23 protein-coding genes are annotated in these 25,151 nt (G+C 62.4%); 13 read left to right on the top strand and 10 right to left on the bottom strand.

Annotation, left to right across the window (positions count from 1 at the left end; genetic code table 11):
• The first annotated feature begins 99 nt into the window (after nucleotides 1–99).
• Nucleotides 100–2,430 (top strand): ATP-binding protein, encoded by a 2,331-nt coding sequence (locus tag JC607_RS20735; RefSeq protein WP_370584910.1) that lies wholly within the window; start codon nucleotides 100–102, stop codon nucleotides 2,428–2,430.
• A 36-nt stretch (nucleotides 2,431–2,466) separates the two neighbouring features.
• Here the strand turns inward: JC607_RS20735 and JC607_RS20740 are convergent, their stop codons facing one another.
• Nucleotides 2,467–3,072, bottom strand: a complete 606-nt coding sequence (locus tag JC607_RS20740; protein ID WP_198838729.1) for a hypothetical protein — start codon at nucleotides 3,070–3,072, stop codon at nucleotides 2,467–2,469.
• Between the two features lie 246 nt (nucleotides 3,073–3,318).
• Here JC607_RS20740 and recA point away from each other — a divergent pair, with 246 nt between their 5' ends.
• The 4 genes from recA (at nucleotide 3,319) to JC607_RS20760 (ending at nucleotide 11,114) form a co-directional block, all read left to right on the top strand.
• A complete protein-coding gene (gene recA / locus JC607_RS20745) occupies nucleotides 3,319–4,389 on the top strand; it encodes a recombinase RecA (protein ID WP_198838730.1) in 1,071 nt (356 codons plus the stop codon).
• A 2,836-nt stretch (nucleotides 4,390–7,225) separates the two neighbouring features.
• A complete protein-coding gene (alaS, locus tag JC607_RS20750) occupies nucleotides 7,226–9,883 on the top strand; it encodes an alanine--tRNA ligase (protein ID WP_198838731.1) in 2,658 nt (885 codons plus the stop codon).
• A 3-nt stretch (nucleotides 9,884–9,886) separates the two neighbouring features.
• Nucleotides 9,887–10,177, top strand: coding sequence for a DUF1330 domain-containing protein (locus JC607_RS20755; protein ID WP_198838732.1), 291 nt, complete (start codon nucleotides 9,887–9,889; stop codon nucleotides 10,175–10,177).
• Nucleotides 10,178–10,319: 142 nt separating this feature from the next.
• Nucleotides 10,320–11,114, top strand: coding sequence for a class II glutamine amidotransferase (locus JC607_RS20760; RefSeq protein ID WP_198838733.1), 795 nt, complete (start codon nucleotides 10,320–10,322; stop codon nucleotides 11,112–11,114).
• A 95-nt stretch (nucleotides 11,115–11,209) separates the two neighbouring features.
• Here the strand turns inward: JC607_RS20760 and JC607_RS20765 are convergent, their stop codons facing one another.
• Complete coding sequence (locus JC607_RS20765) at nucleotides 11,210–12,712, bottom strand: CoA-acylating methylmalonate-semialdehyde dehydrogenase (protein ID WP_198838734.1); 1,503 nt, start codon at nucleotides 12,710–12,712, stop codon at nucleotides 11,210–11,212.
• 123 nt (nucleotides 12,713–12,835) lie between these two features.
• Between JC607_RS20765 and JC607_RS20770 the strand changes: the two genes are divergently transcribed.
• The 3 genes from JC607_RS20770 to coaD all read left to right on the top strand — a co-directional run bounded on the left by JC607_RS20770 (nucleotide 12,836) and on the right by coaD (nucleotide 14,856).
• Nucleotides 12,836–13,759 carry a LysR family transcriptional regulator gene (locus JC607_RS20770; protein ID WP_198838735.1) on the top strand — a complete coding sequence of 308 codons (924 nt, stop codon included), beginning with the start codon at nucleotides 12,836–12,838 and terminating at the stop codon, nucleotides 13,757–13,759.
• Nucleotides 13,760–13,819: 60 nt separating this feature from the next.
• Nucleotides 13,820–14,251, top strand: coding sequence for a CBS domain-containing protein (locus tag JC607_RS20775; RefSeq protein ID WP_198838736.1), 432 nt, complete (start codon nucleotides 13,820–13,822; stop codon nucleotides 14,249–14,251).
• Nucleotides 14,252–14,364: 113 nt separating this feature from the next.
• Nucleotides 14,365–14,856: a pantetheine-phosphate adenylyltransferase gene (coaD, locus tag JC607_RS20780; RefSeq protein WP_198838737.1), complete on the top strand. Its 492-nt coding sequence runs from the start codon at nucleotides 14,365–14,367 to the stop codon at nucleotides 14,854–14,856.
• An 86-nt stretch (nucleotides 14,857–14,942) separates the two neighbouring features.
• Here the strand turns inward: coaD and gap (JC607_RS20785) are convergent, their stop codons facing one another.
• From gap (JC607_RS20785) to gap (JC607_RS20795), 3 genes are all read right to left on the bottom strand, one after another.
• Nucleotides 14,943–15,944, bottom strand: a complete 1,002-nt coding sequence (gene gap / locus JC607_RS20785) for a type I glyceraldehyde-3-phosphate dehydrogenase (RefSeq protein WP_198838738.1) — start codon at nucleotides 15,942–15,944, stop codon at nucleotides 14,943–14,945.
• Between the two features lie 132 nt (nucleotides 15,945–16,076).
• Nucleotides 16,077–16,220, bottom strand: a complete 144-nt coding sequence (locus tag JC607_RS20790) for a hypothetical protein (RefSeq protein WP_092897589.1) — start codon at nucleotides 16,218–16,220, stop codon at nucleotides 16,077–16,079.
• 38 nt (nucleotides 16,221–16,258) lie between these two features.
• Entirely contained in the window at nucleotides 16,259–17,260 is a 1,002-nt protein-coding gene (gap, locus tag JC607_RS20795) for a type I glyceraldehyde-3-phosphate dehydrogenase (protein ID WP_198838739.1), read from the bottom strand.
• Nucleotides 17,261–17,508: 248 nt separating this feature from the next.
• On the opposite strand from gap (JC607_RS20795), the gene JC607_RS20800 reads away from it, so the two are divergent.
• Nucleotides 17,509–18,480 carry a DUF808 domain-containing protein gene (locus tag JC607_RS20800; protein WP_198838740.1) on the top strand — a complete coding sequence of 324 codons (972 nt, stop codon included), beginning with the start codon at nucleotides 17,509–17,511 and terminating at the stop codon, nucleotides 18,478–18,480.
• A gap of 77 nt (nucleotides 18,481–18,557) precedes the next feature.
• Here JC607_RS20800 and rarD read toward each other — a convergent pair whose 3' ends face one another.
• The 4 genes from rarD to JC607_RS20820 all read right to left on the bottom strand — a co-directional run bounded on the left by rarD (nucleotide 18,558) and on the right by JC607_RS20820 (nucleotide 21,120).
• Complete coding sequence (gene rarD, locus JC607_RS20805) at nucleotides 18,558–19,490, bottom strand: EamA family transporter RarD (RefSeq protein ID WP_198838741.1); 933 nt, start codon at nucleotides 19,488–19,490, stop codon at nucleotides 18,558–18,560.
• A gap of 96 nt (nucleotides 19,491–19,586) precedes the next feature.
• Nucleotides 19,587–20,015, bottom strand: a complete 429-nt coding sequence (locus JC607_RS20810; protein ID WP_198838745.1) for a cupin domain-containing protein — start codon at nucleotides 20,013–20,015, stop codon at nucleotides 19,587–19,589.
• Between the two features lie 16 nt (nucleotides 20,016–20,031).
• Nucleotides 20,032–20,577, bottom strand: a complete 546-nt coding sequence (locus JC607_RS20815) for a pseudouridine synthase (RefSeq protein ID WP_198838746.1) — start codon at nucleotides 20,575–20,577, stop codon at nucleotides 20,032–20,034.
• Nucleotides 20,578–20,757: 180 nt separating this feature from the next.
• Nucleotides 20,758–21,120 (bottom strand): iron-sulfur cluster assembly accessory protein, encoded by a 363-nt coding sequence (locus JC607_RS20820; RefSeq protein ID WP_233093056.1) that lies wholly within the window; start codon nucleotides 21,118–21,120, stop codon nucleotides 20,758–20,760.
• A gap of 87 nt (nucleotides 21,121–21,207) precedes the next feature.
• Between JC607_RS20820 and JC607_RS20825 the strand changes: the two genes are divergently transcribed.
• On the top strand, nucleotides 21,208–22,413 hold the full coding sequence (locus JC607_RS20825) for a deoxyguanosinetriphosphate triphosphohydrolase (RefSeq protein ID WP_370584911.1): 1,206 nt from the start codon (nucleotides 21,208–21,210) through the stop codon (nucleotides 22,411–22,413).
• A 105-nt stretch (nucleotides 22,414–22,518) separates the two neighbouring features.
• On the opposite strand, the gene JC607_RS20830 is transcribed toward JC607_RS20825, so the two are convergent.
• Entirely contained in the window at nucleotides 22,519–22,986 is a 468-nt protein-coding gene (locus JC607_RS20830) for a disulfide bond formation protein B (RefSeq protein ID WP_198838742.1), read from the bottom strand.
• A gap of 248 nt (nucleotides 22,987–23,234) precedes the next feature.
• Here JC607_RS20830 and JC607_RS20835 point away from each other — a divergent pair, with 248 nt between their 5' ends.
• From JC607_RS20835 to JC607_RS20840, 3 genes are all read left to right on the top strand, one after another.
• Nucleotides 23,235–24,104 (top strand): neutral zinc metallopeptidase, encoded by an 870-nt coding sequence (locus JC607_RS20835; RefSeq protein WP_198838743.1) that lies wholly within the window; start codon nucleotides 23,235–23,237, stop codon nucleotides 24,102–24,104.
• A gap of 205 nt (nucleotides 24,105–24,309) precedes the next feature.
• On the top strand, nucleotides 24,310–24,441 hold the full coding sequence (locus JC607_RS25845; RefSeq protein ID WP_255532626.1) for a hypothetical protein: 132 nt from the start codon (nucleotides 24,310–24,312) through the stop codon (nucleotides 24,439–24,441).
• A 193-nt stretch (nucleotides 24,442–24,634) separates the two neighbouring features.
• Nucleotides 24,635–25,151 (top strand): hypothetical protein (locus tag JC607_RS20840; RefSeq protein ID WP_198838744.1); only part of this gene is annotated, 517 nt, incomplete at its 3' end.

Raw genomic sequence — 25,151 nt, forward strand, 5'->3', positions numbered from 1 at the left:
TGCCCGGAAAGTTTCGCTCACGTCATCGAGGTTAAGGTGGCGTTAACGAATTCCGGTCTTTGCTCGCCCAGGTGGAATGGCGCGGCAGCGGAGGAATGGGTGCAAACTCCGGGGTATGAAGGCGGCGGGATCCTGAACGGCGCACGCAGCCTTGCGGTTCGTGCCGGCTGGCTGGTTGCGGTCGCCGCCGTCTGCCTGGCGCTGGCGATCCTGGTGGGGGCAAGCGGCTTCCGCTTTACGCTCGCGGTGACGGGGCTGGCGCTTTTGCTGCTGACCTTCGTGCTCTGGGCGATGGCGCGGATCGCGCGGCGCGAGGAAGAGCAGATGAATGCCCGGTTATCCCTGCTGATCGGCGAGGATGTAGCCCCCTGTTTTTCCACTGATATCATGGGGCAGATCCTGTTTCGCAACCGCGCCGCGATTGCGCGGTTTGGCGAACAGACGCCGGCGACCCTCGCGGCACAACTGCATGAACAGATCGCCTCGCCTTCGGCGGTCATGTACCGGCTGCAATCGCGGGCGGCCCAGCATGGCGGCGTGCATGAGGATATCGTGACCCGGCGCGGGCATTTGCGGCTCTCGGTCCATCGGATTGCCAGCGATAAATTCCTGTGGCGGATCGAGGAATTCGAAGATCGCAGTCCCGCCGGGCGCGGCGCCGAGGGGCTGAGCCTGCCGATGGTGGTCGCAAACCGCGCCGGAGTGGTGCTGTTTTCCAACGAGGCGATGCGCCGGGTGCTGGGCGAGCGCCCGAAACGGCTGGACCGCATCTTCCTGCAACCCAGGGTGACCAGCGGCGAAGAGGTCGAGGTTGCGACGGCCACCGGCTCGATGCGTGCCATCGTGGCCGAGCTGGACGGGCCGGGGGACCGGCGCGAGATATTCCTGCTTCCCGCGCCCGCGCAGCGCGAAGATGACACGGTGCAGGTCGATTTTGAAAACGTGCCGGTCGCGCTGATGAAATTCGGCCTTGATGGCGGGCTGCGGCTGGCGAACCGGGCGGCGCGCGATCTCCTTGGCGAACGCTCGGTCGAGACGATGACCCTGCATGATTTATTCGAGGATCTCGGCCGTCCTGTGAATGACTGGCTGGCCGATGTGATCGAACAGCGCCTGCCGGCCGGGGCCGAAATGTTGCGGCTGCGGGGCAGTTCCGGCAGCATATCGGGGGGCGGGGACGAGGAGAATTTCGTTCAGGTCCAGCTGAGCCGGTTCGTTGAAAAGGGCAGGGCGCAGGCGCTCGCGATCCTCTCGGATGTGACGGCGCTGAAGAAAATGGAGGCGCAGTTCGATCAAAGCCAGAAAATGCAGGCGATCGGCCAGCTTACCGGCGGTATTGCGCATGATTTCAACAATTTGCTGACTGCGATCTCGGGCCATTGCGACCTGCTTTTGCTCCGCCACGGCCATGAGGACACCGATTTCTCGGACCTGGAACAGATCCGCCAGAATGCCAATCGCGCCGCGGCACTCGTCAGCCAGCTGCTGGCCTTTTCGCGCAAACAGACGCTGAAGCCAGAGCGGCTGGACCTCTCGGATGTGCTGAGTGAAGTCGCGCATCTCCTGAACCGGCTGGTCGGCGAGCGCATCACGCTGAGCCTGAAAAACGACCCCGGTCTGGGTGAGGTGCGGGCCGACAGACGGCGGCTGGAACAGGTGCTGATGAACCTCGTCGTCAATGCGCGCGATGCGATGTCCGGCAAGGGCACGATCCTGATCGAGACCGAAGATATCAGCCTCTCGCAGCCGGTCAGCCGCGACGGCGCGACGGTTCCGGCGGGTCGCTGGGCGGTGATCCGGGTCACAGATAGCGGCTGCGGCATCCCGCCCGACCGGATCGGCAAGATTTTCGAGCCCTTCTTCACCACCAAACGCCCGGGCGAGGGCACCGGGCTCGGCCTCTCGACGGTTTACGGCATCGTCAAACAATCCGGCGGCTATGTCTTTGTCGACAGCGCGCCGGATCAGGGCACCACATTCGAGATTCTGTTCCCCGTCCGCGAGGGCCAGACCGCCGGGGAAATCCAGGCCGAGGAGCCCGTGCGCCCGCTGATGCTGCGCAACGGCGCCGGTGTTGTGCTGCTGGTCGAGGATGAGGCTGCGGTGCGCGCCTTTGCCAGCCGTGCGCTGAAAATGCGCGGCTATACCGTGATCGAGGCCGCCAATGCCGAAGAAGCGCTGGATCTTTTGCAGGATCCTTCGCTGGTGGTCGATATTTTCGTGACCGATGTGGTGATGCCTGGCCTTGACGGCCCGACCTGGGTGAAACGCGCGCTGGAGGACCGCCCCGATGCGAGGGTGGTCTTCGTTTCGGGCTATACCGAAGATCACCTCGCCGCCGATCAGTCACAGATCCCGAACTCGGTCTTCCTGCCGAAACCGTTCTCGCTCAATGATCTGACGGCGACGGTTCAGGGCCAGCTGCATTGACGCTGGCCGGACCGGATCGATGGCCCGGTGCAGGTGTCAGGCCTGTTCGGGATGTTTCAGCGTCTCATAAAGCGCGAAATCGGCGCTGGCGACCCGATGCAGCAGCGCTTCGGTTTCCGGCGTCAGATGGGTTTCCCCGGGGGGAGAGACATTCACATGTGGCAAGATGATTTCACATCCAAGCCGGTCTTCGAGAAAATCGACGAAGACATCAATCTCGTCATAGCGGAACAGCCGGTCAACGCCCTGACCCTGACGCGGGCGCAGGAATTTCTCCTGGGCGCCGACATCGGCGAAGGCGGGGCGCGGGTCGGAACACCAGGCGCGCACGAAATCATCGAAGCTCATGCCTTTGGTCGATTTCACCGGATCGGTCTGATCCTCGCGCGAGCGAAACCGATACCAGGAATTCAGCCAGTCACGCGGCTCGCGCATCAGCGCCACAACCGTCCAGCCGGTCTTTGATGTGGCCTCGAGATAGGGGCCGACAAAGCGGCGATAGCGATGGACGGTGGTGTGTTTCAGCACCGGCGGACGCTGGACCGAGACCGAGGCAAGCGATTCGAGCGCCGTCGCAAGCGAGGTCGAGCCGGTCTTTGGCGTGGCGAGCAGAACGAGCTTTTGGTCCCAGAATACCAGCACCTGCGGATACCTCTTCGGTTTTTGGCGGCTTTTTCGCTTCTAGCGCGGATTGGGGCGCTGAAAACAGCCTCGCGGGGCAAAATTCCCCTTCCGTTGTAAACCGGACATTAAGCTTTCCGCGATCAGGATCGTTTAAAGAAATGTGTTGATATTTTCTCTGTTTGTTCTCATAAGCGACAAGAACAAATAATAAACATGCCTCGGGATTGCCGCTCCGGCGCGGCTGTGAAATAAAGGAAAAGAGCCATGGCGACAGCCAGTCTGCTGGACTTCGGGAGCAAGAAAGACATGGATAAGCAAAAGGCGCTGGAAAGCGCCCTCCAGCAGATCGAACGGCAATTCGGCAAGGGCTCGATCATGAAGCTCGGCGCGGACAGCCCGGCGATGGAGATCGAGGCGACCTCGACCGGCTCGCTGGGGCTGGATATCGCGCTTGGGATCGGTGGGCTGCCGAAAGGGCGGATTGTCGAGATCTACGGGCCGGAAAGCTCGGGCAAGACCACGCTGACCCTGCATGCGGTTGCGGAAGAACAGAAGAAGGGCGGCGTCTGTGCCTTTGTGGATGCAGAGCATGCGCTGGACCCGAGCTATGCCAAAAAGCTCGGCGTCAATCTTGATGAACTCCTGATCTCGCAGCCCGATACCGGCGAACAGGCGCTTGAAATCGTTGACACGCTGGTGCGATCCGGCGCGGTCTCGATGATTGTCGTGGACTCGGTCGCCGCGCTGACGCCGAAGGCGGAACTTGAGGGCGATATGGGCGACGCGACGGTCGGCGCCCAGGCCCGTCTGATGAGCCAGGCGATGCGCAAACTCACCGCCTCGATCGGCAAATCGAATTGCATGGTGATCTTCATCAACCAGATCCGCATGAAGATCGGCGTGATGTTCGGCTCGCCCGAGACCACCACCGGCGGCAATGCGCTGAAATTCTACGCCTCTGTCCGGCTCGACATCCGCCGCATCGGCGCGATCAAGGACCGCGAAGAGGTGGTCGGCAACTCGACCCGCGTGAAAGTGGTCAAGAACAAGGTGGCGCCGCCGTTCAAGCAGGTCGAATTCGACATCATGTATGGTGAGGGGATCTCGAAAACCGGTGAGCTGGTGGATATCGGCGTCAAGGCCGGCGTGGTCGAGAAGTCGGGCGCCTGGTATTCTTACGGCGATGAGCGGATCGGCCAGGGGCGTGAAAACGCCAAAACCTTCCTGAAGAACAACCCGGCCACCGCCCATGCGATTGAGGAAAAGATCCGGGCGGCCAATGGGCTCGATTTTCACATGTCCCCCGAGGAGAGCGTTGTCGAGGACGATGCCTGATCCGGGCCTGAGAGAGGGCCTGGGTTTGATCATAAGGACATGGCCGGACGCCCGGCTTCTCAGCTGCTGCCGGTTTCTTGGACACGAGGATGAGATCGTGACCAGGAAACCGGCGCGTGGTTATGACGAAACGGAAGTTAGGGCGTGAAATCAGGATCGATGCGTCAGGCTGGCGATATGCGGCGATATCGCTTAGGCGCAGGCCGCGCAGCCAGAGTCGATGCAAGTGCTGACAGTCAGGCCAGCCGCAGCTTCGTCCGGGAACGGGAAGATGCAGGAAGATCTGACCAGTATCTGGGGGCTGCAGCCTGACGGAGCGCGTCTGCGCCAGAGATACGGGCAGATATGCGATGGTCTGGCTGCATGCTGAAAATGACATGCCTCGAAAAATGACATGCCTCGAAAGTGGGCCACAGCTTTTTTCATGTGCATTTGAGGCTGATTGCGCCACCGGTCCGAGCGATCATCCGTGAGAATATGAGGTTCGGCTCCAATGCCGGGCCCCGCCACATCCGGCCCGTCAGCCGGCGCAGCGAAGTCCTGGGCGTCTCCTGTGCCGGATTTCACAGCTGGCTCAACCGCCCGCTCAGCACCCGCGAGATCCGTGACGCCCGGCGCGCCACAGGACGTGAGATCTGTTTCAGAGCCAGCTCCCAGACCTGGGTCGCACGGCAGGCCATTGGACCTGAACCGGGGGGCATATCCGGGATGAAGGAGGGGGATGCGGGCTTCCCCGGATCGAACGGTAGATATGGTTCAATGCCGTCCCGGGCGCGGCCCAGGTGTCGGAGACGGCCCGGGGACGATGGAAAACGCCCGGTCGCTGCCGGCATCGAGCCGGGAATCGCCGCCGGTTCGGGTGAACCGGCGAGGCTTCGCCCGGGATTTCCAGGCGGACCGGCCGAACCAGAAATGGCCGGCCGGCTTCACCAGCATCTGGACTGCGGAAGGCTGCCTCTGCGTCGCGGTCGTGCCTGACCGTTCGTCGGGAGGATTATCCCGCAGATTGTTTTCGGAGCCTCCTCCAAATCCCTGTCCTCACCATGGCGCGCTGCAGGCTGGTGTATGAAGGCGGATCAGCATGTGTCACGGCTCACAGAGGCGCAGATGACGGCGCCCTGGCGAGGCGGGGCAGCCGAAGGCCTGATGCATCATTGGGACAAAGGATCGCAAGCCGGGGTCAGCCGGTCGTCGCGACACGTTCGCTCATGCCCTGTCCGGGCAACTGGTCGAGCGCTTCCGTCGCTGCTCGCCTGCCGGGTGTCTTGCGTGGCAGCATCTTCAGGGCGAGGGCAGCCGCATTCAGTGCGTCAGCGCCATGCGGACTTAGCTGCGTTTCCCTGGCCAATGTTGTTCTCGCTGCTGCCTCGCAGCCAGGAGCTATGCGGGTTACAAACGCAGATGCCGGGACCAGCGAGAGCCGGGCCATTGCTGATCGGCCCGGCATTTCCATTATTTTCAATCTGCGGCAGGTGCAGCGGCATCGTAACGCAGGTGGGGCGTGCGACCAGGGTTCTGATCGCTGAACTGTCGGGGCCGGGAATGCGATCTTCTCTCCGGCGGCCAGGCATTGCCCTGTCGTCAACCTCCGCCGGTCGATCGCCGATCATCGGTGCCGCCCCGGCAAATGACCTGCCTCTGTTCCGCGCAGGCTCGCGGGCGAGGCGCGACACCAGGCCCGAATGCAGGCAGACGGAAAGCCCGCGCTTCAGATCACCACGCCCCTGCGCACCGCGCGCCCGAACGTCGAATCCTGAATGCCGAACACCTGAAAAGTCGCCTCGGGGCTGGTGCTCCGGGCCGGTGCTCTGGGCCGGCTCCCCGGGGAAGGCTGCGTTCTGTCGCTGCGCAATCTGATCTGGGCGCCACGCGCGGGACCAGCGTCGGCTTTGCCGGTAAGCTGGCCGGCGCTTCTTCCATATCAGGACAGATCCGGCGCAAGCGATGCTGGCCGGCGTGGCGATCAGACCTGTGCGCCGGCCCTGCACATCGCCATGCAAGGCAGGATTTTGCACGAGCCTGCTGGCATCAGGGCGCCGGGTTGCACGGTCCCGCATGCCACGGCGCGGCGATCGAAATCGCCACTAAGCCGCACGAATCTGCGCCTGATCACCCGCGAGATCGCGGCGGGGGAAGGCCCCGACTTGCGGGCAATACCCGCACCCCGGTCTCGCCCGTGCATTCCAGGGCAATATTCCCCCGGGCCTCGAGAGCCTGTGTGCCGGAAAGGTCTGTGGCGGCCCCCGCCGGATCCGGCATTCGGGGTCTCACGCGGCCAGAAAGACGGCCGTCCTCGCGCGCACAATTCTCGCCGTCATCTGCGCCGTCCCGTCGCAATCTCCACCCCCACTGCCCGGATGTTGCGACAACCAGTTTAATCCGCTGGCTCTATATACAGGCGATGAGTTTCGACGGCTGATTTGCGAGAACGGGATCACTGCCAGATGAGCCGCGCGCGAAAGGTCCGGGATCGGGCCATAGCGGCCCCTCTGACCCGTAAGACCATGACGGGGCCGGCGATGGAGAGCGTCTTCTCAACGCTGAAGACCGACCGGACAGCCAGCAGGCACTGTCAGATCCGAAAGGAATCCGTGCCGACGTCTGTGATTGCTTTGAACGCTTCGGCAAACCGCTCAGGCGCTACCCGCACCGGTCGCGCCCGGCGCAATGGAGGCTGAGGCCCGCGATATGCCAGCTCAACCTGCTGTCCACGAAACCGGCAGCCGCTCACGTCCGGCCTTTTTTCGGTCCCGATGCATCCCACCGTGGACAGGGGGGGAAGGCGCCGTTACATGGAAGGCCGAAAACTGATCATCCTCCATGAAGAGGCCCGGCCATGGCGTCGCTGAATGACATCCGCACCACCTATCTCGACTTCTTTAAGAAGAACGGGCACCGCGTTGTGGAAAGCTCGCCGCTGGTTCCGCGAAACGACCCGACGCTGATGTTCACCAATTCGGGCATGGTGCAGTTTAAAAACCTGTTCACCGGCACCGAGCATCGCGATTACACCCGCGCCACCACCGCGCAGAAATGTGTGCGCGCCGGCGGGAAACACAATGATCTCGACAATGTCGGCTATACCGCGCGCCACCATACCTTCTTTGAAATGCTGGGGAATTTCTCCTTTGGCGATTATTTCAAGGATCAGGCCATTGCCTTCGCCTGGGAGCTGCTGACCAAAGATTTCGGCCTTGCGAAAGACAAGTTGCTGGTCACGATCTACCATACCGATGACGAGGCGGCGGCGATCTGGAAAAAGGTCTCGGGCCTGTCGGATGACCGCATCATCCGTATCGCGTCGGATGATAACTTCTGGCGCATGGGGCCAACCGGCCCCTGCGGCCCCTGCACCGAGATTTTCTACGACCATGGCCCCTCGATCTGGGGTGGCCCGCCCGGCTCGGCGGATGAGGATGGCGACCGCTTCATCGAGATCTGGAACAACGTTTTCATGCAAAACGAGCAGTTCGAGGATGGTTCGATGCGTCCGCTCGACATGCAGTCGATCGATACCGGCATGGGGCTGGAACGGATCGGCGCGCTGTTGCAGGGCAAGCACGACAATTATGACACCGATCTGATGCGCTCGCTGATCGAGGCTTCGGCGCATGTGACCTCATCGGATCCCGATGGCACCGGCAAGGTACATCACCGGGTGATTGCAGACCACCTGCGCTCGGTTTCCTTCCTGATCGCCGATGGCGTGATGCCGTCGAACGAGGGTCGCGGCTATGTGCTGCGCCGTATCCTCCGCCGCGCGGCGCGTCATGCGCATATGCTGGGCGCCAAGGATCCGGTGATGCATCGTCTCGTGCCGGCGCTCGTCCGGCAGATGGGGGCGGCCTATCCGGAACTGACCCGCGCCCAGAGCCTGATCGAGGAAACGCTGAAGCTGGAAGAGACCAAATTCGGCCAGACGCTGGATCGCGGCCTGAAGCTGCTGGACGAAGAACTTGCCCGTATCCCGGAAGGGACTGATCTGCCCGGGGGCGCCGCGTTTAAACTTTACGACACCTATGGCTTCCCGCTTGACCTGACCCAGGACGCGCTGCGCGAGATGGGCCGCAATGTCGATGTCGTCGGTTTCGAGGCTGCCATGGCTGAACAGCGTCAGAAAGCGCGCGCCGCCTGGTCCGGCACCGGCGAGGCCAAGGATGCGAAGATCTGGTTCGAACTCGCTGAATCGAAAGGCGTAACCGAGTTTCTCGGCTATGAGACCGAGGCCGCCGAAGCTGTCGTTCAGGCGCTGGTGCGCGATGGCGCCGAGATCGGCGCGGCGCAAACCGGTGAAAGCGTGCAGGTTGTCGTCAACCAGACCCCGTTTTACGCCGAAAGCGGCGGTCAGGTTGGCGATACCGGCTTCATCCGCACCGATACCGGTGTGGTCGAGGTTACGGATACCAAAAAGGCCGCCGGCATCTTCATCCATATCGGCAAAGTGGTCGAGGGCGGCATCTCGCGGGGGCAGCCCGCGCGGCTCGAGGTTTCGCATATCCGCCGTTCGGCGATCCGCGCCAACCATTCCGCAACACACCTGCTGCATGAGGCGCTGCGTGCGGCCCTTGGCGATCACGTGGCGCAGAAGGGCTCGCTCAATGCGCCCGACCGGCTGCGGTTTGACTTTTCGCATGGCCAGGGACTGACCGCTCCCGAACTGGCGCAGGTCGAGACCGAGGTGAATGACTATATCCGCCAGAACAGCGCCGTTGAGACCCGGATCATGACGCCGGATGACGCGCGCAGCATCGGGGCCCAGGCGCTCTTTGGCGAGAAATATGGCGATGAGGTCCGCGTCGTGTCGATGGGCCAGCTTCCTGCTTCGGGCAAGGGGGCTGATGGGGCGACCTATAGTCTCGAGCTTTGCGGCGGCACCCATGTCAAACGCACCGGCGATATCGGCGCCTTCGTGCTCCTGGGCGATTCCGCGTCTTCGGCCGGCGTGCGCCGGATCGAAGCGCTGACCGGCGAAGCAGCACTGCAACATCTGCGCGCCCAGGAGCAGCGCCTCGCAGAGGTCGCCTCGGTTCTGAAAGCGCCTCTCGGTGAGGTGGTGGAAAGGGTGCGCGCGCTGGCCGAAGAGCGCCGGAACCTTGCGAATGAAATCGCCACCCTGCGGCGCGAGCTTGCGATGGGCGGGGGCGGCACTGCCGGGCCTGAGGCCAAAGAAATCAACGGTGTGAAGCTGATTGCTCAGGTGCTGAAAGGCGTTTCCGGCAGGGATCTTCCGGCGCTGATCGACGAGATGAAAGCCCGGATCGGTTCGGGCGCGGTGCTGCTGATCGCCGATACCGGCGCGAAACCGGCGGTGGCGGCGGGCGTGACCCAGGATCTGACAGGTAAGGTCTCGGCGGTAGACCTCGTCAAGGCGGCGGCAGCGGCGCTTGGCGGCAAAGGCGGCGGTGGTCGCCCGGATATGGCGCAGGCCGGCGGCAATGACATTGCCGGCGCCGAGGCTGCTATTAAGGCGGCCGAAGCCGTGCTGGGGGGCTGAGCCATGCCCGCAGCCTATTGGATCGCCCATGTCCATGTGACCGATGCCGAGGCCTATGCGCGCTATGCCAAAGGCGCGACCGCCGCCATCGAGGCACATGGCGGCAGCTTCCTCGTAAGGGGGGGGCGCTATGTGCAGCTCGAAGGCAATGACCGCGCGCGCAATGTGCTGGCGCGCTTCCCCGATCTTGAAACGGCGGTCGCCTGCTACAATTCGCCCGAATATCAGGCTGCGCTGGATCATGCCCGTGGTGCTGCGGTCCGTGATCTCGTCGTGGTCGAAGCGGCAGAGTAGCCGCCGCATTTCCAGGCAATTCTTTGCCTTTGGTAATCTTTCGTGAACGGCCCGGGGCTTATCATGCCCCGGGCCTTTCGCTATTGTGGCAAAAAAGGGCAGCGTGGGGCAATAACCCGCGATCGGGCAGAGGTCAGTGATCATGTGTCGTTGGGCGGCCTATACGGGCGAGCCGATTTTTCTCGAAGATATCGTTTCACGCCCCGGCCATTCGCTGATCCATCAAAGCCATGGCGCCACCCAATGCCGCACTGCGATCAATGCCGACGGCTTCGGCATCGCCTGGTATGGGGATCGGTCTGAACCCGGGCTTTACCGCGATGTCATGCCAGCCTGGTCGGATACGAACCTGAAAAGCCTCACCGCCCAGGTGAAATCCGGCCTTTTCCTTGCCCATGTCCGCGCCTCGACCGGCACCGCCACCAGCCGCAACAATTGCCACCCCTTCACCGCCGGACGGTGGACCTTCATGCATAACGGCCAGGTCGGCGGCTATGATGCCTTTCGCCGCGATGCTGAAATGCTGATCCCTGAAGGGCTTTACCCGCAACGCAAGGGCGCAACCGACAGCGAGGCGCTCTTCCTTGTCGCCCTCGCCGAAGGCCTCGAAACCGATCCGCGCACAGCCTTGGAACGCGCCTGCGCCCGGTTCATTTCCCTCGCCCGTCGCAAAGGCGCAGCGCCCTTTCTCAGGATGACCGCCGCACTGTCAGATGGCGAAACGCTTTATGCGGTGCGCTATGCCAGCGACGACCTGGCGCCCTCGCTCTGGTATCGCTGGTCCGACAGCCGCAAAGGCATGGCCGTGGTCTCCGAGCCGCTCGAGGCCGGAGAGGGCGACTGGACCGAAGTGCCGGCCAATTCCTTCTGCACCTTCAGCGCGGTCGATGTCAGAACACAGCCCTTCCTGCCCTGCAGTCTCAAAGAGGCCGCATAGAAAAGGGCGCCCGAAACAGGCGCCCTTTTCCTCTTGATGGAAGTACTCCACGGGGGTGTGGGGGTGTGAAACCCCCACCTCCGCCGCCAGCCTGATCAGTCCATCGCCCTGAAATTCAGCGAGGCACCTTCCTTGATCCCCGAGAACCAGCGCGCCGTCACCGTCTTCGTCCTGGTGTAGAAGCGCAGCGCATCCGGGCCATATTGATTCAGGTCACCGAAGGACGACTTTTTCCAGCCGCCAAAGGTGTAGTAGCTCAGCGGCACCGGGATCGGGAAGTTCACGCCGACCATGCCGACATTGACACGGCTCGCGAAATCCCGCGCCGTGTCGCCATCGGCGGTGAAGATCGCCGTGCCATTGCCATATTCATTGTCGATCACCAGTTGCAGCGCATCCTCATAGGTCTCGGCGCGCACCTGGGTCAGCACCGGCCCGAAGATCTCCTGCTTGTAGATCTCCATATCGCGGGTCGCATGGTCAAAGAGCGACGGTCCGACGAAGAAGCCGTTCTCATAGCCCTGCAGGCTGAAATTGCGGCCATCGACGACCAGTTTCGCGCCCTGTTCCACACCGGAATCGATCAGGCCACGGATCCGCTGCGCCGAAGCCTGCGTGATGACCGGCCCGAAATCGACATCATTGCCGGCGGTATAGGGGCCGACTTTCAGCTTTTCGATGCGCGGCACCAGCTTTTCGATCAGCGCATCGGCGGTTTCCTTGCCCACCGGCACCGCGACCGAAATCGCCATGCAGCGTTCGCCCGCCGCGCCGAAACCAGCCCCGATCAGCGCATCTGCCGCCTTGTCGAGATCGGCATCGGGCATGATGACCATATGGTTCTTCGCGCCGCCAAAGCATTGCGCGCGTTTCCCGTTGGTTGCCGCGCGGCCATAGATATATTGCGCAATCGGGGTAGAGCCGACGAAGCCGACCGCCTGGATCACCTCGTGATCAAGGATCGCATCAACGATTTCCTTGTCACCATTCACCACCTGCAACACGCCATCCGGCAGGCCTGCTTCTTTCAGCAGTTCCGCAAGATAGAGCGCGGTCGAGGGGCAGCGCTCCGACGGTTTCAGGATCATCGCATTGCCTGCAACCAGCGCCGGGGCCATTTTCCACAAGGGGATCATCGCGGGGAAGTTGAAGGGCGTGATGCCTGCCACAACGCCAAGCGCCTGACGCATCGAATAAATATCGATCCCCGGGCCAGCGCTGTCGGTATATTCGCCTTTCAGAAGCGCAGGCGCCCCCATGCAGACCTCGACGACTTCCAGACCGCGCTGCACATCGCCTTTCGCATCCGGAATGGTCTTGCCATGCTCACGCGACACCAGTTCTGCGAGCTTTTCCATGTCACGGTTGATCAGGGCCGCAAAGGCCATCATCACACGGGCGCGGCGCTGCGGGTTGACCGCCTGCCATTTCAGCTGCGCCGCAGCCGCCGACTGGATGGCCGCGTCAAGCTCAGCCGGCGTGGCCAGCGCGAGCCGCGCCTGGACTTCGCCGGTGGCGGGGTTGAAGACATCGGTGAAGCGGCCCGACGTGCCCTTCACCAGCTTGCCGTCGATCCAGTGACCGATTTCAGCGACCATGGCAGAACCTCCCATATGGAATTGCATATACCGCTTTTACCCTTGCGAATTCGCGGATCAAAGCGCCAATAGACCAAAGGCGTTTTGCATTTTCGCAAAAGGGTGCGGGATGGCGGGGATGGCATGGATTGGGACGATCTTAGGATATTTCTCGAAGTTGCGCGGCATGAAAGCCTGTCGGGCGCCGGCAAGCGGCTCAAGATCGATGCGGCGACGGTCGGGCGGCGGGTGCAGCGCTTTGAAGAGGCGCTTGGCCAGCGGCTTTTTGCCCGCAGCCCCCAGGGCTATCAGCTGAGCCAGGCCGGTGAGCGGCTTTTGCCGGCGGCCGAGCGCGCCGAGGCCGCGATGCTGGCGGCGGGCGAGGCGCTGAGCGGCGACAGGCCGGGGCAGGGGCTGACCGGTCTGATCCGGCTTGGCGCCCCCGATGGCTGCGCCAATTACCTGCTGCCGCCGGTGATCGCGCGGATCTGCGACCAGAATCCAGGGCTCGAAGTGCAGCTGGTGGCGTTGCCACGGGTCTTCAACCTCTCGAAACGCGAGGCCGATATGGCGATCGGCGTCTCGCGGCCTGAAACGGGGCGGCTTACGGTACAAAAGCTGACCGATTACCGACTGGTGCTGGCGGCGTCCGAGGCCTGGCTCGCGCGCAACCCCGAGCCGCAGGATCTGGCCGATCTGCGCGATCTGCGATTCGTCGGCTATATCCCGGATCTGATTTTTGACAAGGAACTGGACTACCTGGCCGAGCTTGGCGCGCCCCAGGTGGCGATTTCTTCTAACTCGGTCTCGGTGCAGCTGAATTTTTTGCGCCAGGGGGTGGGAATCGGCATTGTTCACGATTTCGCCCTGCCGGCCGCGCCTGAACTCAGGCAGCTCCTGCCCGATAAGGTAGGGCTGACCCGGTCGTTCTGGCTGATCCGTCACGCCGATGACGGGCGGGTTCAGCGGTTGAACCGCTTTGCGCAAAGCCTTGTGCGCGAGACAAAGATCGAGATGGCCAGGCATGAAAAGACTGTTCCGCCCGGCGGTTACGGCCACGGGGCTTGACAGAATCCCTGGGCTCAAAGACCCTTCCTCTGACAGACGCGGGAAAGTGAGGAACAGCCCATGCTTGTCAGCCAGATCCTGAAGACAAAACCGGCAGGGGTGATCACGATTGCCCCTGAGGCTACCGTTGCCGAAGCTGCCGCATTGCTGTCCGAGAAACGGATCGGGGCGATCATCGTCTCATCCGACGGCAGGACGGCCCTCGGGATTCTCTCCGAGCGCGATATCGTCCGGGAGCTCGGGCGCACCGGCGTGACCTGCCTTTCGGCAAAGGTCACCGAGCTGATGACAGCCAAAATCGTCTCCTGCACCAGCGGCGATCTGAATATGGATATCCTGCAAACCATGACCGATGGCCGGTTCCGCCATATGCCGGTGATCGAAAATGGCGAGATGCTGGCGATCATCACCCTGGGCGATGTGGTGAAGGCACGGTTGCAGGAGCTGAGCGCCGAGAAGGATGCCCTTGAAGGCATGATCATGGGCCATTGACCGCAGGTGCGGCGGCGCCGGCTTTTGCTGCGCTGCGGCGGTTTTGATCTTGCGCAGGCGCAGGCAATATTGTTGCGTGCGCCTGCAGCGGAGGGATCAGGGAGGATTTACCCATGCGCATCGGCCTTTATCCGGGCACCTTTGATCCGGTAACGCTGGGGCATACCGATATTATCCGGCGGGCGATGGTGCTGGTTGACCGGCTGGTGATTGGCGTGGCGATCAACCGGGACAAGGGGCCTTTGTTCAGCCTTGATGACCGGGTTGCGATGCTGCGCGCGGAATGTGCCGCGATCACTGACATCACCGGCGGGGAAATTCTGGTGCATCCATTCGAGAACCTGCTGATCGACTGCGCCCGCGATGTCGGCGCGAATGTGATCGTGCGCGGGCTCCGGGCTGTGGCGGATTTCGAGTATGAATTCCAGATGGTCGGGATGAACCGGGCGCTGGACGATTCTGTCGAGACCGTCTTCCTGATGGCCGATGCGCGCCGCCAAGCGATTGCCTCGAAACTGGTGAAAGAGATTGCCAGGCTGGGCGGCGATGTGAGCCGCTTCGTGCCGGCCCCGGTCGCCACGGCCCTGAAAGCGAAATACGGCTGAACAAGGAGCCGATTTCTTCAAAGAAATCGGCGCGGATTTTTTGAAAAAATCCGCACCCTTTGTAATCCGGGAATGTCTGACTTGTGTCAGATCAGCTTGCCCATCACGACGGCGGTATCCGCCATCCGGTTCGAGAAGCCCCATTCATTGTCATACCAGCTCAGGACCGAAACCATGGTCCCGTCCATCACCTTGGTCTGGTCGATATGGAAGATCGACGAATGCGGGTCGTGGTTGAAATCCGACGACACATTCTTGTACTTCGTATAGCCAAGGATGCCTTTCAGCGGGCCGTCTGCGGCCGCGATGATCGCATCATTGATCTCTTCCACCGTAGTTGCGCGTTTCGCGATGAATTTCAGGTCCACGACCGAGACATTCGGGGTCGGCACGCGGATCGCGAAGCCATCAAGCTTGCCCTTCAGCTCGGGCAGCACCAGACCCACGGCCTTCGCCGCACCGGTCGAGGTCGGGATCATCGAGAGCGCTGCCGCGCGGGCGCGGTAGAGATCCTTATGCATCGTGTCCAGCGTCGGCTGGTCGCCGGTATAGGAGTGGATCGTCGTCATCATGCCTTTTTCGATGCCGATGGCATCATGCAGCACTTTTGCGACCGGCGAGAGGCAGTTGGTGGTGCAGCTCGCGTTCGAGACGATCAGGTCTTCTGCGGTCAGCGTAGCGTCATTCACGCCGAAAACGATGGTCTTGTCGGCATTCTCGCCCGGGGCCGAAATCAGAACGCGCTTTGATCCGTTTTCCAGATGAGCCTGGCATTTCTCTTTCGAGGTGAAGATGCCGGTGCATTCCAGCACGACATCGACATCCGACCAGGGCAGTTCGGCCGGGTTGCGCAGCGCAGTCACCCGGATGGGGCCGCGCCCGACATCGATCCAGTCCGGACCGGTGGTCACTTCGGCCGGGAAGCGGCCATGGACCGAGTCGAAGCGCAGCAGATGCGCATTGGTCTCGACAGGGCCGAGATCGTTCAGCGCCACGACTTCGATATCGGTACGTCCCGATTCGATGATCGCGCGCAGGATATTGCGCCCGATACGGCCGAACCCATTGATTGCAACCTTGACAGCCATGACCTTCCTCCGGTGCTGCGGTGTCTTTCGCGCTTTCAAAGCTGAAAGCGCCCTCATGCCGGCGCGATAGTGCCGGTCTGCTAGCGCTAACAACCGCAGAACGCGCGGAAATGCAATCGAATCCTGCCAGCATCAGCGCCAGAATTGAACCCAGTCGACAAGATGGAGGAATTTTTTCGCAAGAAACATCAGGATCTGCCCCTGAGTGAGGAGCAGATCCAGCCCGATTGCCACAGCAAGCGTCAAAGCAATGTAGAGAGCGACACGATCCGTCACGCGAAATCCCCGGGTTTGGCCGGGGAGAGCGCCCGGTCTCAGCCTGCGAGCCGCCCCATAGCGCCGGCCACATCGGCCATGCGGCAGGAGAAGCCCCATTCATTGTCATACCATGCCAGAACGCGGACGGAACGGCCAACCACTCGCGTCTGATCCGGTGCGAAGATCGACGATTGCGGGGTATGGTTGAAATCGATCGAGACCTTGGGTTCGGGGTCATAGGCCATGACCATGCCCATATAGCCATTGGCGGCCTCGCGTACGATCTGGTTCACCTCGTCTGCGGTGACCGATTTCGCGGCGATGAAGGTCAGATCCACCGCCGAGACATTCGGGGTCGGCACCCGGATGGCCGAGCCATCGAGCTTGCCTTTCAGCTCGGGCAGGACCTCGCCAAGCGCTTTCGCGGCGCCGGTCGAGGTCGGGATCATCGCCATCGCTGCCGAGCGCGCGCGGTAGAGGTCGGAATGACGGCGGTCCAGCGTCGGCTGATCGCCGGTATAGGAATGGATCGTGGTCATGATACCCGATTCAATCCCGATCGTGTCATTCAGCACCTTGGCCAGCGGCGCGAGACAGTTGGTGGTGCAGGACCCGTTCGAGACGACCAGATGCTCCGGGAGCAGCGACCGGTGATTGACGCCGTAAACTACCGTCAGATCGGCATTCTTCGCCGGCGCCGAGATCAGCACCCGTTTCGCACCGCGCCCGAGATGGACGGCGGCCTTGCTGCGGTCATTGAAATTTCCGGTGCATTCCAGAACGACGTCCACGCCCTCCCAATCGAGCTCTTCCGGGTTGTAGGTCGACATCACGCGGATCGGCCCGCGCCCGAGATCCAGCGCGCCCCCCTCGACTTTCACGGTGCCCGGGAAGCGGCCATGGACCGAGTCGTATTTCAGGAGATGCGCATTGGTCTCGATGGGCCCGGTCGCATTGATCGCCACGACCTGCACATCATTGCGGTTCGATTCCGCGATATGGGCGAGGGTGCAGCGGCCGATGCGGCCAAATCCGTTGATACCGACTGTGATGGTCATGTCCTGTGTCTCCGCTGCACGAATTTATCCCGGGTCTCAGGCTGGTTAGCGCTGCCCCGAGGCTTTTCAAAGCATAAAAGATACGTATTTTCATTGTGTTAGCGCAAACCCCGACTGTTTGCGCTAGCGCTTGCGGTAACAGGAGCAGGCCCGTGCAGCAAGAAGCGGCCAGGGCGGCCATAACTCCCCCTTGCCTTGGCCGGGTGATTCCCTGTCTTTGTGCAGAGAGGCGCTGAAACGGGTGAGACATGAGTGGTTTGCTGGCTTTGCTGGATGATGTCGCGGCGATTGCCAAAGTGGCAGCCGCATCGGTCGACGATATTGCGGCGGCGGCCGCCAAGGCGGGGGCCAAGGCTGCGGGCGTGGTGATCGACGATGCCGCGGTGACGCCGAAATATGTGACAGGGTTCAAGCCGGAACGCGAGTTGCCGATCATCTGGCGGATCGCGCTCGGATCGATGCGCAACAAGCTGCTGGTCCTCCTGCCGGTCTTGCTGGCGCTGGAGGCGTTCCTGCCCGTGGCGATCACGCCGCTGCTGATGCTGGGGGGCGCCTATCTGTGTTTTGAGGGGGCGGAAAAGCTGTTCCATGCGGTGTTCCCGCATGGGGATACGGCGGAAGCGGATCACGCGGCAGGGAATGAGACGCAGCTTGAGGAGGCGAAGGTCGCAGGGGCGATCAAGACCGATTTCATCCTTTCGGCCGAGATCATGACCATCGCGCTTTCGGTGATCGACAGCCCGGATTTCTGGATGAAAGCGGTGGTTCTTGCGGTGGTGGGCGCGCTGATTACAGTGGCGGTTTACGGTGCGGTGGCGCTGATCGTGAAGATGGATGATATCGGGCTGCATATGGCGGCGACCGGCCGGATTGGCGTGACCAGGGCCTTTGGGCGCGGGCTGGTCAAGGGAATGCCGGTGCTGCTTGGGGTGCTTTCAGTGGTCGGAACGGCCGCGATGCTCTGGGTCGGGGGCAATATCGTCGTGCATGGGCTCGAGGTGACGCATCTCTGGGCCTGGCCCTATGAGACCATCCACCATATCGCGACCTCTGCGGCATCAGCTGTTTCCCAGGCGGCAGGGCTGGTGGAATGGCTGGTGACGGCAGCGCTCGATGGGGTGGTCGGCCTGATCCTTGGCACGCTGCTGATCCCGGTGGCAACAAGGGGGATCGCGCCGCTCTGGCGCCTTGTCAGCGGCAAGGAAGGATCTGCTCATTGAGACTTCGGCAACCGGGCGCTGGCGAAATCTGCACAGATTTCGCGCCGGAGCCTTAGTAAGGCTCCGGACCGGAGTTTTCAAAACTCCGGCTTTGCGCCTGTCCGGCGGAGCATCGAGAGGGAATAGATCACCAGCCCCAGCCAGATGAAGCCGAAAGCGATCAGTTTTTGCCGGCTGAACGGCTCGTCAAAGACAAAAACCGCGGTGAGGAAAATCATCGTCGGGGCGATATATTGCATGATCGCGATGGTCGTCAGCCGCAGCTTCTTGGCACCATTGGCATAGAGGATCAGCGGCCCAGCGGTCACCAGCCCCAGCAGGAACAACATTGCGCTTTGCCAGCCAGGCCCGTGCAGGAACTGCATCTCACCCGATGCGGCCAGCCAGCCGATCACCGCCAGTGCCGGCAGCAGAAGCACCATCACCTCGAGAGTGAAGCCCTGGTTCGGACCGATCGGCAGGCTCTTCTTGAAATAGGCGTAAAAGCCCCAGGTCAGCGTCAGCACCAGCGCGAGAACCGGCAGACGCCCCGCCTCGAAGGTCAGGATCGCAACCCCGATGGCTGCCGCAAGGATCGCGAGCCATTGCACGCCGCGCAACCGCTCGCCCAGCAGCAGCGCCCCCAGCAGGATCGAGAACAGCGGGTTGATGTAATAGCCAAGCGCCGCATCCAGCGCCCGCCCGGAGGTGATCGCATAGACATAGAACCCCCAGTTGACCGAGATCAGCCCTGCCGTCACCAGCGTCATCCCGAGCATCGCCGGATTGCGCAAAGCCGCCTTCAGATCTGCGGTCCGGCGCGTCAGGGCAAGGATCAGCAGCGCGACCGGCAGCGCCCAGATCACCCGATGCGCCACCACTTCGATCGGCGAGACATGATCCAGCGCCTTCATGTAAAGCGGCAGAAATCCCCAGAGAAGATAGGCGGAAAGCGCGTAGAGGAACCCGGAGAGGCTGTCTCCGTCCTGCGAACCGGCGGGCTGTGGTTTGGAGGCGGGGCTGTGTTCCATGGGACCGGTTTATCCAGGGGCGCCCCTGGCGGCGAGGGCGCATCTTGTGATGGATACAAGATTTGCTATGGCCGTCCAGCGGGGGGTATGTCTGTTTTACGTCCGGGCCGGCTCAACAGGCAGGCTCCAGCCCGCCGGGGCCAGCTCATAGCCCTCGAACCGAAAGCCCGGGCTGACCGTGCAGGACAGAAGCGTCCAGTCGCCGGTGCTCACGGCTTCCTGCCACCAGCCGGCGGGCACAATCATCTGACAGTGCTGCCCCGCGAGGATATCCGGCCCGAGCGTGTAATGCCGCGCCGCGCGGTCCCCCATTGCGAGGTCGAGGGGCGCGCCCGCATGCCAGTGCCAGATCTCATCGGCATCGACCCGGTGCCAGTGGCTTCTCTCGCCCGCCTGGAGCAGGAAGAGGATCGCAGTGCCGCAGGCGCGCGCCTCGCGGGTGGGGCCGCGCCAGGTCTCGCGATACCAGCCGCCCTCGGGATGCGGCCTCAGATCGAGATGGGCGATGATGTCTTGTGCAGCAATGTTCACAAATTCCTCCTCACAAATCTCTCCATTGTCCGGGCGCGAGGCCTGTCAATGTCCAATCCCCCACCCGCCAGCGGATCAGGCGCAAAGTTGGCAGGCCGACCGCCGCTGTCATGCGGCGCACCTGGCGGTTGCGGCCCTCGCGGATGGTCAGCTCGATCCAGGCATCGGGCACCGATTTGCGAACCCGGATTGGCGGCTCGCGCGGCCAGAGCCAGTAAGGCGCCGGCACCAGCCTGGCCCGCGCGGGCAGGGCAGGGCCGTCATTGAGCATGACACCCCGTTCCAGCGCCGCCAGCGCGGCCGCGTCGGGCGCCCCCTCGACCTGGGTGTAATAGGTCTTTTCGGTCTTGTGCTTCGGATCCGAGATCCGCGCCTGCAGCCGCCCGTCATCGGTCAGCACCACCAGCCCCTCGGAATCGCGATCCAGCCGGCCCGCCGGATAGACGCCTGGCTGGTCCAGCACCGCCGAGAGGGTCGGGCGGGGCGAAGGGCTCTTCAGATCGGTGAACTGGCAGAGCATATCAAAGGGTTTGTTCAGAAGGATGATGCGGGACATGGCGCCATAGTGCCATGCAGCCGTGACGCCGAAAAGCGGCTGTTGCATCGCACAGCGATGAGATGTGGGACTGACGCGAATATGAGGCAGCCGGGCTTGTCCGGAGCAGGCCTGTTGCAACGCTAAGCTCGCAACTTCCGTCCGCCGGCATATCACCCGGTCAGTTTCGTCCCTTAAGCGTCAGATCGAGAATGAGGTGCCGCAGCCGCAGGAGCTCGACGCATTCGGGTTCTCGATCACAAACCGCGCCCCGATCAGCTCTTCGGTGAAATCGATCACAGCATTTTGCAGGAACGGAAGCGAGACGGGATCAACCAGCACACGCTGGCCGTCTTTCTCGAAAACCAGATCCTCAGGGCCGGCCTCGCCCAGCACGATCTCATATTGAAAGCCCGAACAGCCGCCGCCCAGCACACCCACGCGCAAAGGCTGTGGCGCGCCGGTGATCTCGGCAATTTCGGCCAACCGCGCGAAGGCGCGGTCGGTGACGCGCGGCAGCGCATCGGCAAAGGGGGCGGCATCGGGGGGAAGCATAAGTTCCATGGCTGTTCCGGTATCTTTCAGCGCTTTCCCGGAATATAGGGGGCAGGGCCGCGCCGAACAAGCCGCCGCTACTCAATTGGGAACCGGATCGTGATGCTTGCCCCTTTTGCCTGCCAGCCAGAAGAGTCGCGTGGGAGGCTGTTCGATGAGGGAATGAGCACATTCCGCTCGCCCTTTCAGCGTGATCGCGACCGGATCATCCACTCTTCGGCCTTTCGCCGCCTCAAACACAAGACACAGGTCTTTGTCGAACATGAGGGCGATTACTACCGCACCCGTCTGACCCATTCGATCGAAGTGGCCCAGGTGGCGCGCACGATCTCGGCGGTGCTGGGGCTGAACACCGATCTCGCCGAGGCCATCGCGCTGGCGCATGATCTTGGTCATACGCCCTTTGGTCATACCGGCGAGGATGCGCTGGCGCGGCTGATGCAGCCCTATGGCGGCTTTGACCATAATGCCCAGGCTTTGCGCATCGTGACGCGGCTGGAACGTCACTATGCGGGCTTTGACGGCCTGAACCTGACCTGGGAGACGCTGGAAGGCATTGCGAAACACAATGGCCCGGTGATCGGCCCCAATGCCGATGACAAACACAAGCATGACCCCGACCACTTGCCCTATGCGCTGGACGAGGTGAACCGCGCCTGGGATCTGGAGCTTTCCACCCATGCCAGCGCCGAGGCCCAGGTCGCGGCCATTGCCGATGACGTGGCCTATTCGCATCACGACCTGCATGACGGGCTGCGCTCGGGGCTTTTTTCCGAGGATGACCTGATGGAGCTGCCGGTCGCCGGCCCCGCCTTCCGCAAGGTCGACGAGCTTTACCCAGGGCTCGACCGCATGCGCCGCCGCCATGAAGCGCTGCGCCGCGTCTTTGGCCGCATGGTCGAAGACGTGATCCATGTGGCGCAGAACCGGCTTGATGCCGCTCAGCCGCAATCGGTGCACGAGATCCGCCATATGGGCACCACGATCATCCGCTTCTCAAAGCCGCTTTACCAGGAGCTGAAAGCGGTGCGCAGCTTTCTCTTCCACCGGATGTATCGCGCGCCCTCGGTGATGGAAGTGCGGGCGCGGGTGACGGGTGTGATGGATGATCTCTTCCCGCTGTTTTTGAACCAGCCTGAGCTTTTGCCCGCTGAATGGCAGGAAGACATCCGTGATGCCGGTCAGGATGAAACCACGCTTGCCCGCATTGTTGCGGATTATGTGGCAGGCATGACCGACCGTTTCGCAATCCAGGAACATGCGCGCCTCTTCAATTGCGCACCGGTTACCGACGGGGCCTGATCGCCCCCGCAGGCCGGCCCCATTTCCCCTGACCAAAATACTCCCGCCGGAGGCATGCGCGCCCTGCAAGGCGCGGATCACTCCCCGTTTATCCCTCCCGATGCTTCAGTCCCGGCGGCTGGCGCCGAAACCCCAGAACAGCGCCAGAACCAGCGAGACAATCGCATTCCACCCCGCCATAGAGATCCCGAACAAAGACCATGGGATCGCATCGCAGCGCACCGGGGCAGGGGCCGCCGTAGCCGGGTTCATCAGATCAGACGCTGACAGTCCCGCAATCGACCCTTGCGTGCAGGTCGAGATATACTCCCACCAGCCCAGCTCGACACCCGCATGGAAAAGCCCGATCCCGGCGGTGCTCAGCGCCGCCGCAGCCCCCAGCCAGGGCCAGATCCGCCAGCCGGTCACCAGCCAGAGCACCAGAAACAGCACCGCAGCCGCATGCGGCCAGCGTTGCAGCAGGCACAAATGGCAGGGCGCCAGCCCGCCAATCAGCTGAAACCCAAAGGCCGCAGCCAGCATTGCGGCGGATCCGAGGCCCGCGATCAGGATTGCCGGTGTTTTCAGGATCATAGGGCGGGCTCCGATTCCCAGGCGATACGGCGTCAGGTTTAGGCCCGGTGTGACGAAAGGGAAAGTAACGCCTTCGCGCGTCCACGATCAGCCCACGATCAGCCCACGATCAGCCCGCGATCAGCCGCGGTGCAGTCCAGCCGCCTGGGCCTTTCGACAGGGCTTTTCTGGCACAGCGGGGCAGGGTAGATTGCCACAGATGCGAGGCCTCATCACTGACAGGGCCGCAGGACAGGGGAGCGTCCGCAATGCAATGGAAAGGCCGCCGCGGCAGCAACAATATCGAAGACCGCCGCGCGCAGGGCGGTGGCATCCGTACGGGCGGCGCGGCTGGGGTCGGGGGCCTTGGCCTTGTTGCGGTCTTCGTGATCGCGCTGGTGCTGGGCGTCGATCCAGGCCAGTTGCTGAACCAGGTCGGGCTGGATGCAGGCCAGGACAGCGGCCGCGCGGGTGAGCCGCTGACCGCCCAGGACCAGGAGGCCGGCGAATTCGTCTCGGTCGTTTTGGCCGATACCGAGGTGATCTGGGCCGATCTGTTCCGCAGCCAGCTGAAGAAAACCTATAAACCCGCGACGCTGGTGCTGTTTAAGGGAGGCACCCAGTCGCCCTGTGGCGGCGCCTCCGAGGCCACCGGGCCGTACTATTGCCCATCCGATCGCAAGGTCTATCTTGATACCGGTTTCTTCGTAACACTCGAAAAACAGCTTGGCGCGAAGGGCGATTTCGCTGCAGCCTATGTCGTGGCGCATGAGGTCGGCCATCACGTCCAGAACGAGCTCGGCATTCTTGGCCGCGCCAATACGCTGCGCAGCCAGCTGAGCACGACTGACTCGAACCAGGTCTCGGTGCTGATCGAGCTCCAGGCCGATTGTCTCTCCGGCGTCTGGGCGCATGAGGCCGCGACGACGCTTGGAACCATCGAGCGTGGTGATTTCGACGAGGCGCTGAACGCCGCGCGCCAGATCGGCGATGATACGCTGCAAAAAAATGCTGGCCAACGCCCGATGCCGCATACCTTCACCCATGGCAGTTCAGCCCAGCGTGCTCAATGGTTCAACACCGGGTTGCGGGGCGGCAAGATCAGCGAATGCCTGAAACTGACCGATCAGGTTCTGTAACCGAGAGCTGAACAGGCTGATTGCAAATGGGATCACCGCCGGCAACAGTTCTGTCGGTGAAAGGGGCTGTAAACAGCTCCGCTGTGACGATCCACACCATGCCTTGCACGCGCTCTCGGAATTGGCCAGCGTTGATGATGGTGTTACATAATACTGATTATGCGCCAAAGGAATGCTTAACCCCTTGATATAATGGGATAAGCGTATGCTGAAAGCCTTCAAGCTCGTCTTGCCTCTCGTGCGCAAGATGTTGATACCCGCTCTGACCGCCTTCGGCGGTTTTCTCGTCGGGGTCTACCCCTCGGAAATCACCGCTCTCTGCTCGCGGGTCGTCTGATGACGGCCCCGGTTCCTTGCTACGGTCACGGGCTTCGTTTGATTGCCCGTGGTGTTCAAACGGCTCGGGCTGATGAAGGCGTTGATGCTCTCGCCTTTGAAGCGGCTTGCACTCTTCTTGCTGGTCTTTTTTATAAGAGAATCAGTGAAGTGCAGCGTGACGTTGAACTCTTGGCGCAAGTTAAGGCGTCCTGATGTCTGATCCCTACACAATCATGTCCGGCATTGGCTCCCTTGCGGGTGGCGTGGCCGGTCTCTTCGGCAGTAAGCGCAAAAACCCTTCGCCTCGCGACAACATCATGTCGCAAGCGGCTGGCGTGAGTGAAGCTGCTGACGCTTACGGGTTTAACCGTCTGACCCTGCTGCAATACGGACAGCCCGGCGGCACCGGGCTTGCCAATAATGGCCCGCCGCTGGCGTCATTTCAGATGATCTCTGACGGCTTCCGCGAAATCGGGGATGTAACCTCCGGTGACGCTGATCGTCGTCGCCAGCAAGAAAACCTCAAGCTTGATCTCGCAAAGCTTGAAATCGAGCGTTTGCAAGCCGGTAAGGCTGCGGACGCTGTTGGCGGCGTTTCACCTCTCGGCAGCCGGGCTGTTCGCGTCGGTGCTGCTGCCGGGGCGTTTGAGCCGCCTCGGGTTGTTTCTAATCCTGATCGGCTTTGTTGCGCTATTCTGATTGAGGCCGCATGTGTCCCTTTCCCGCTAG

This window comes from Paracoccus sp. IB05, assembly GCF_016405985.1.
Classification (GTDB): Bacteria; Pseudomonadota; Alphaproteobacteria; order Rhodobacterales; family Rhodobacteraceae; genus Pseudogemmobacter.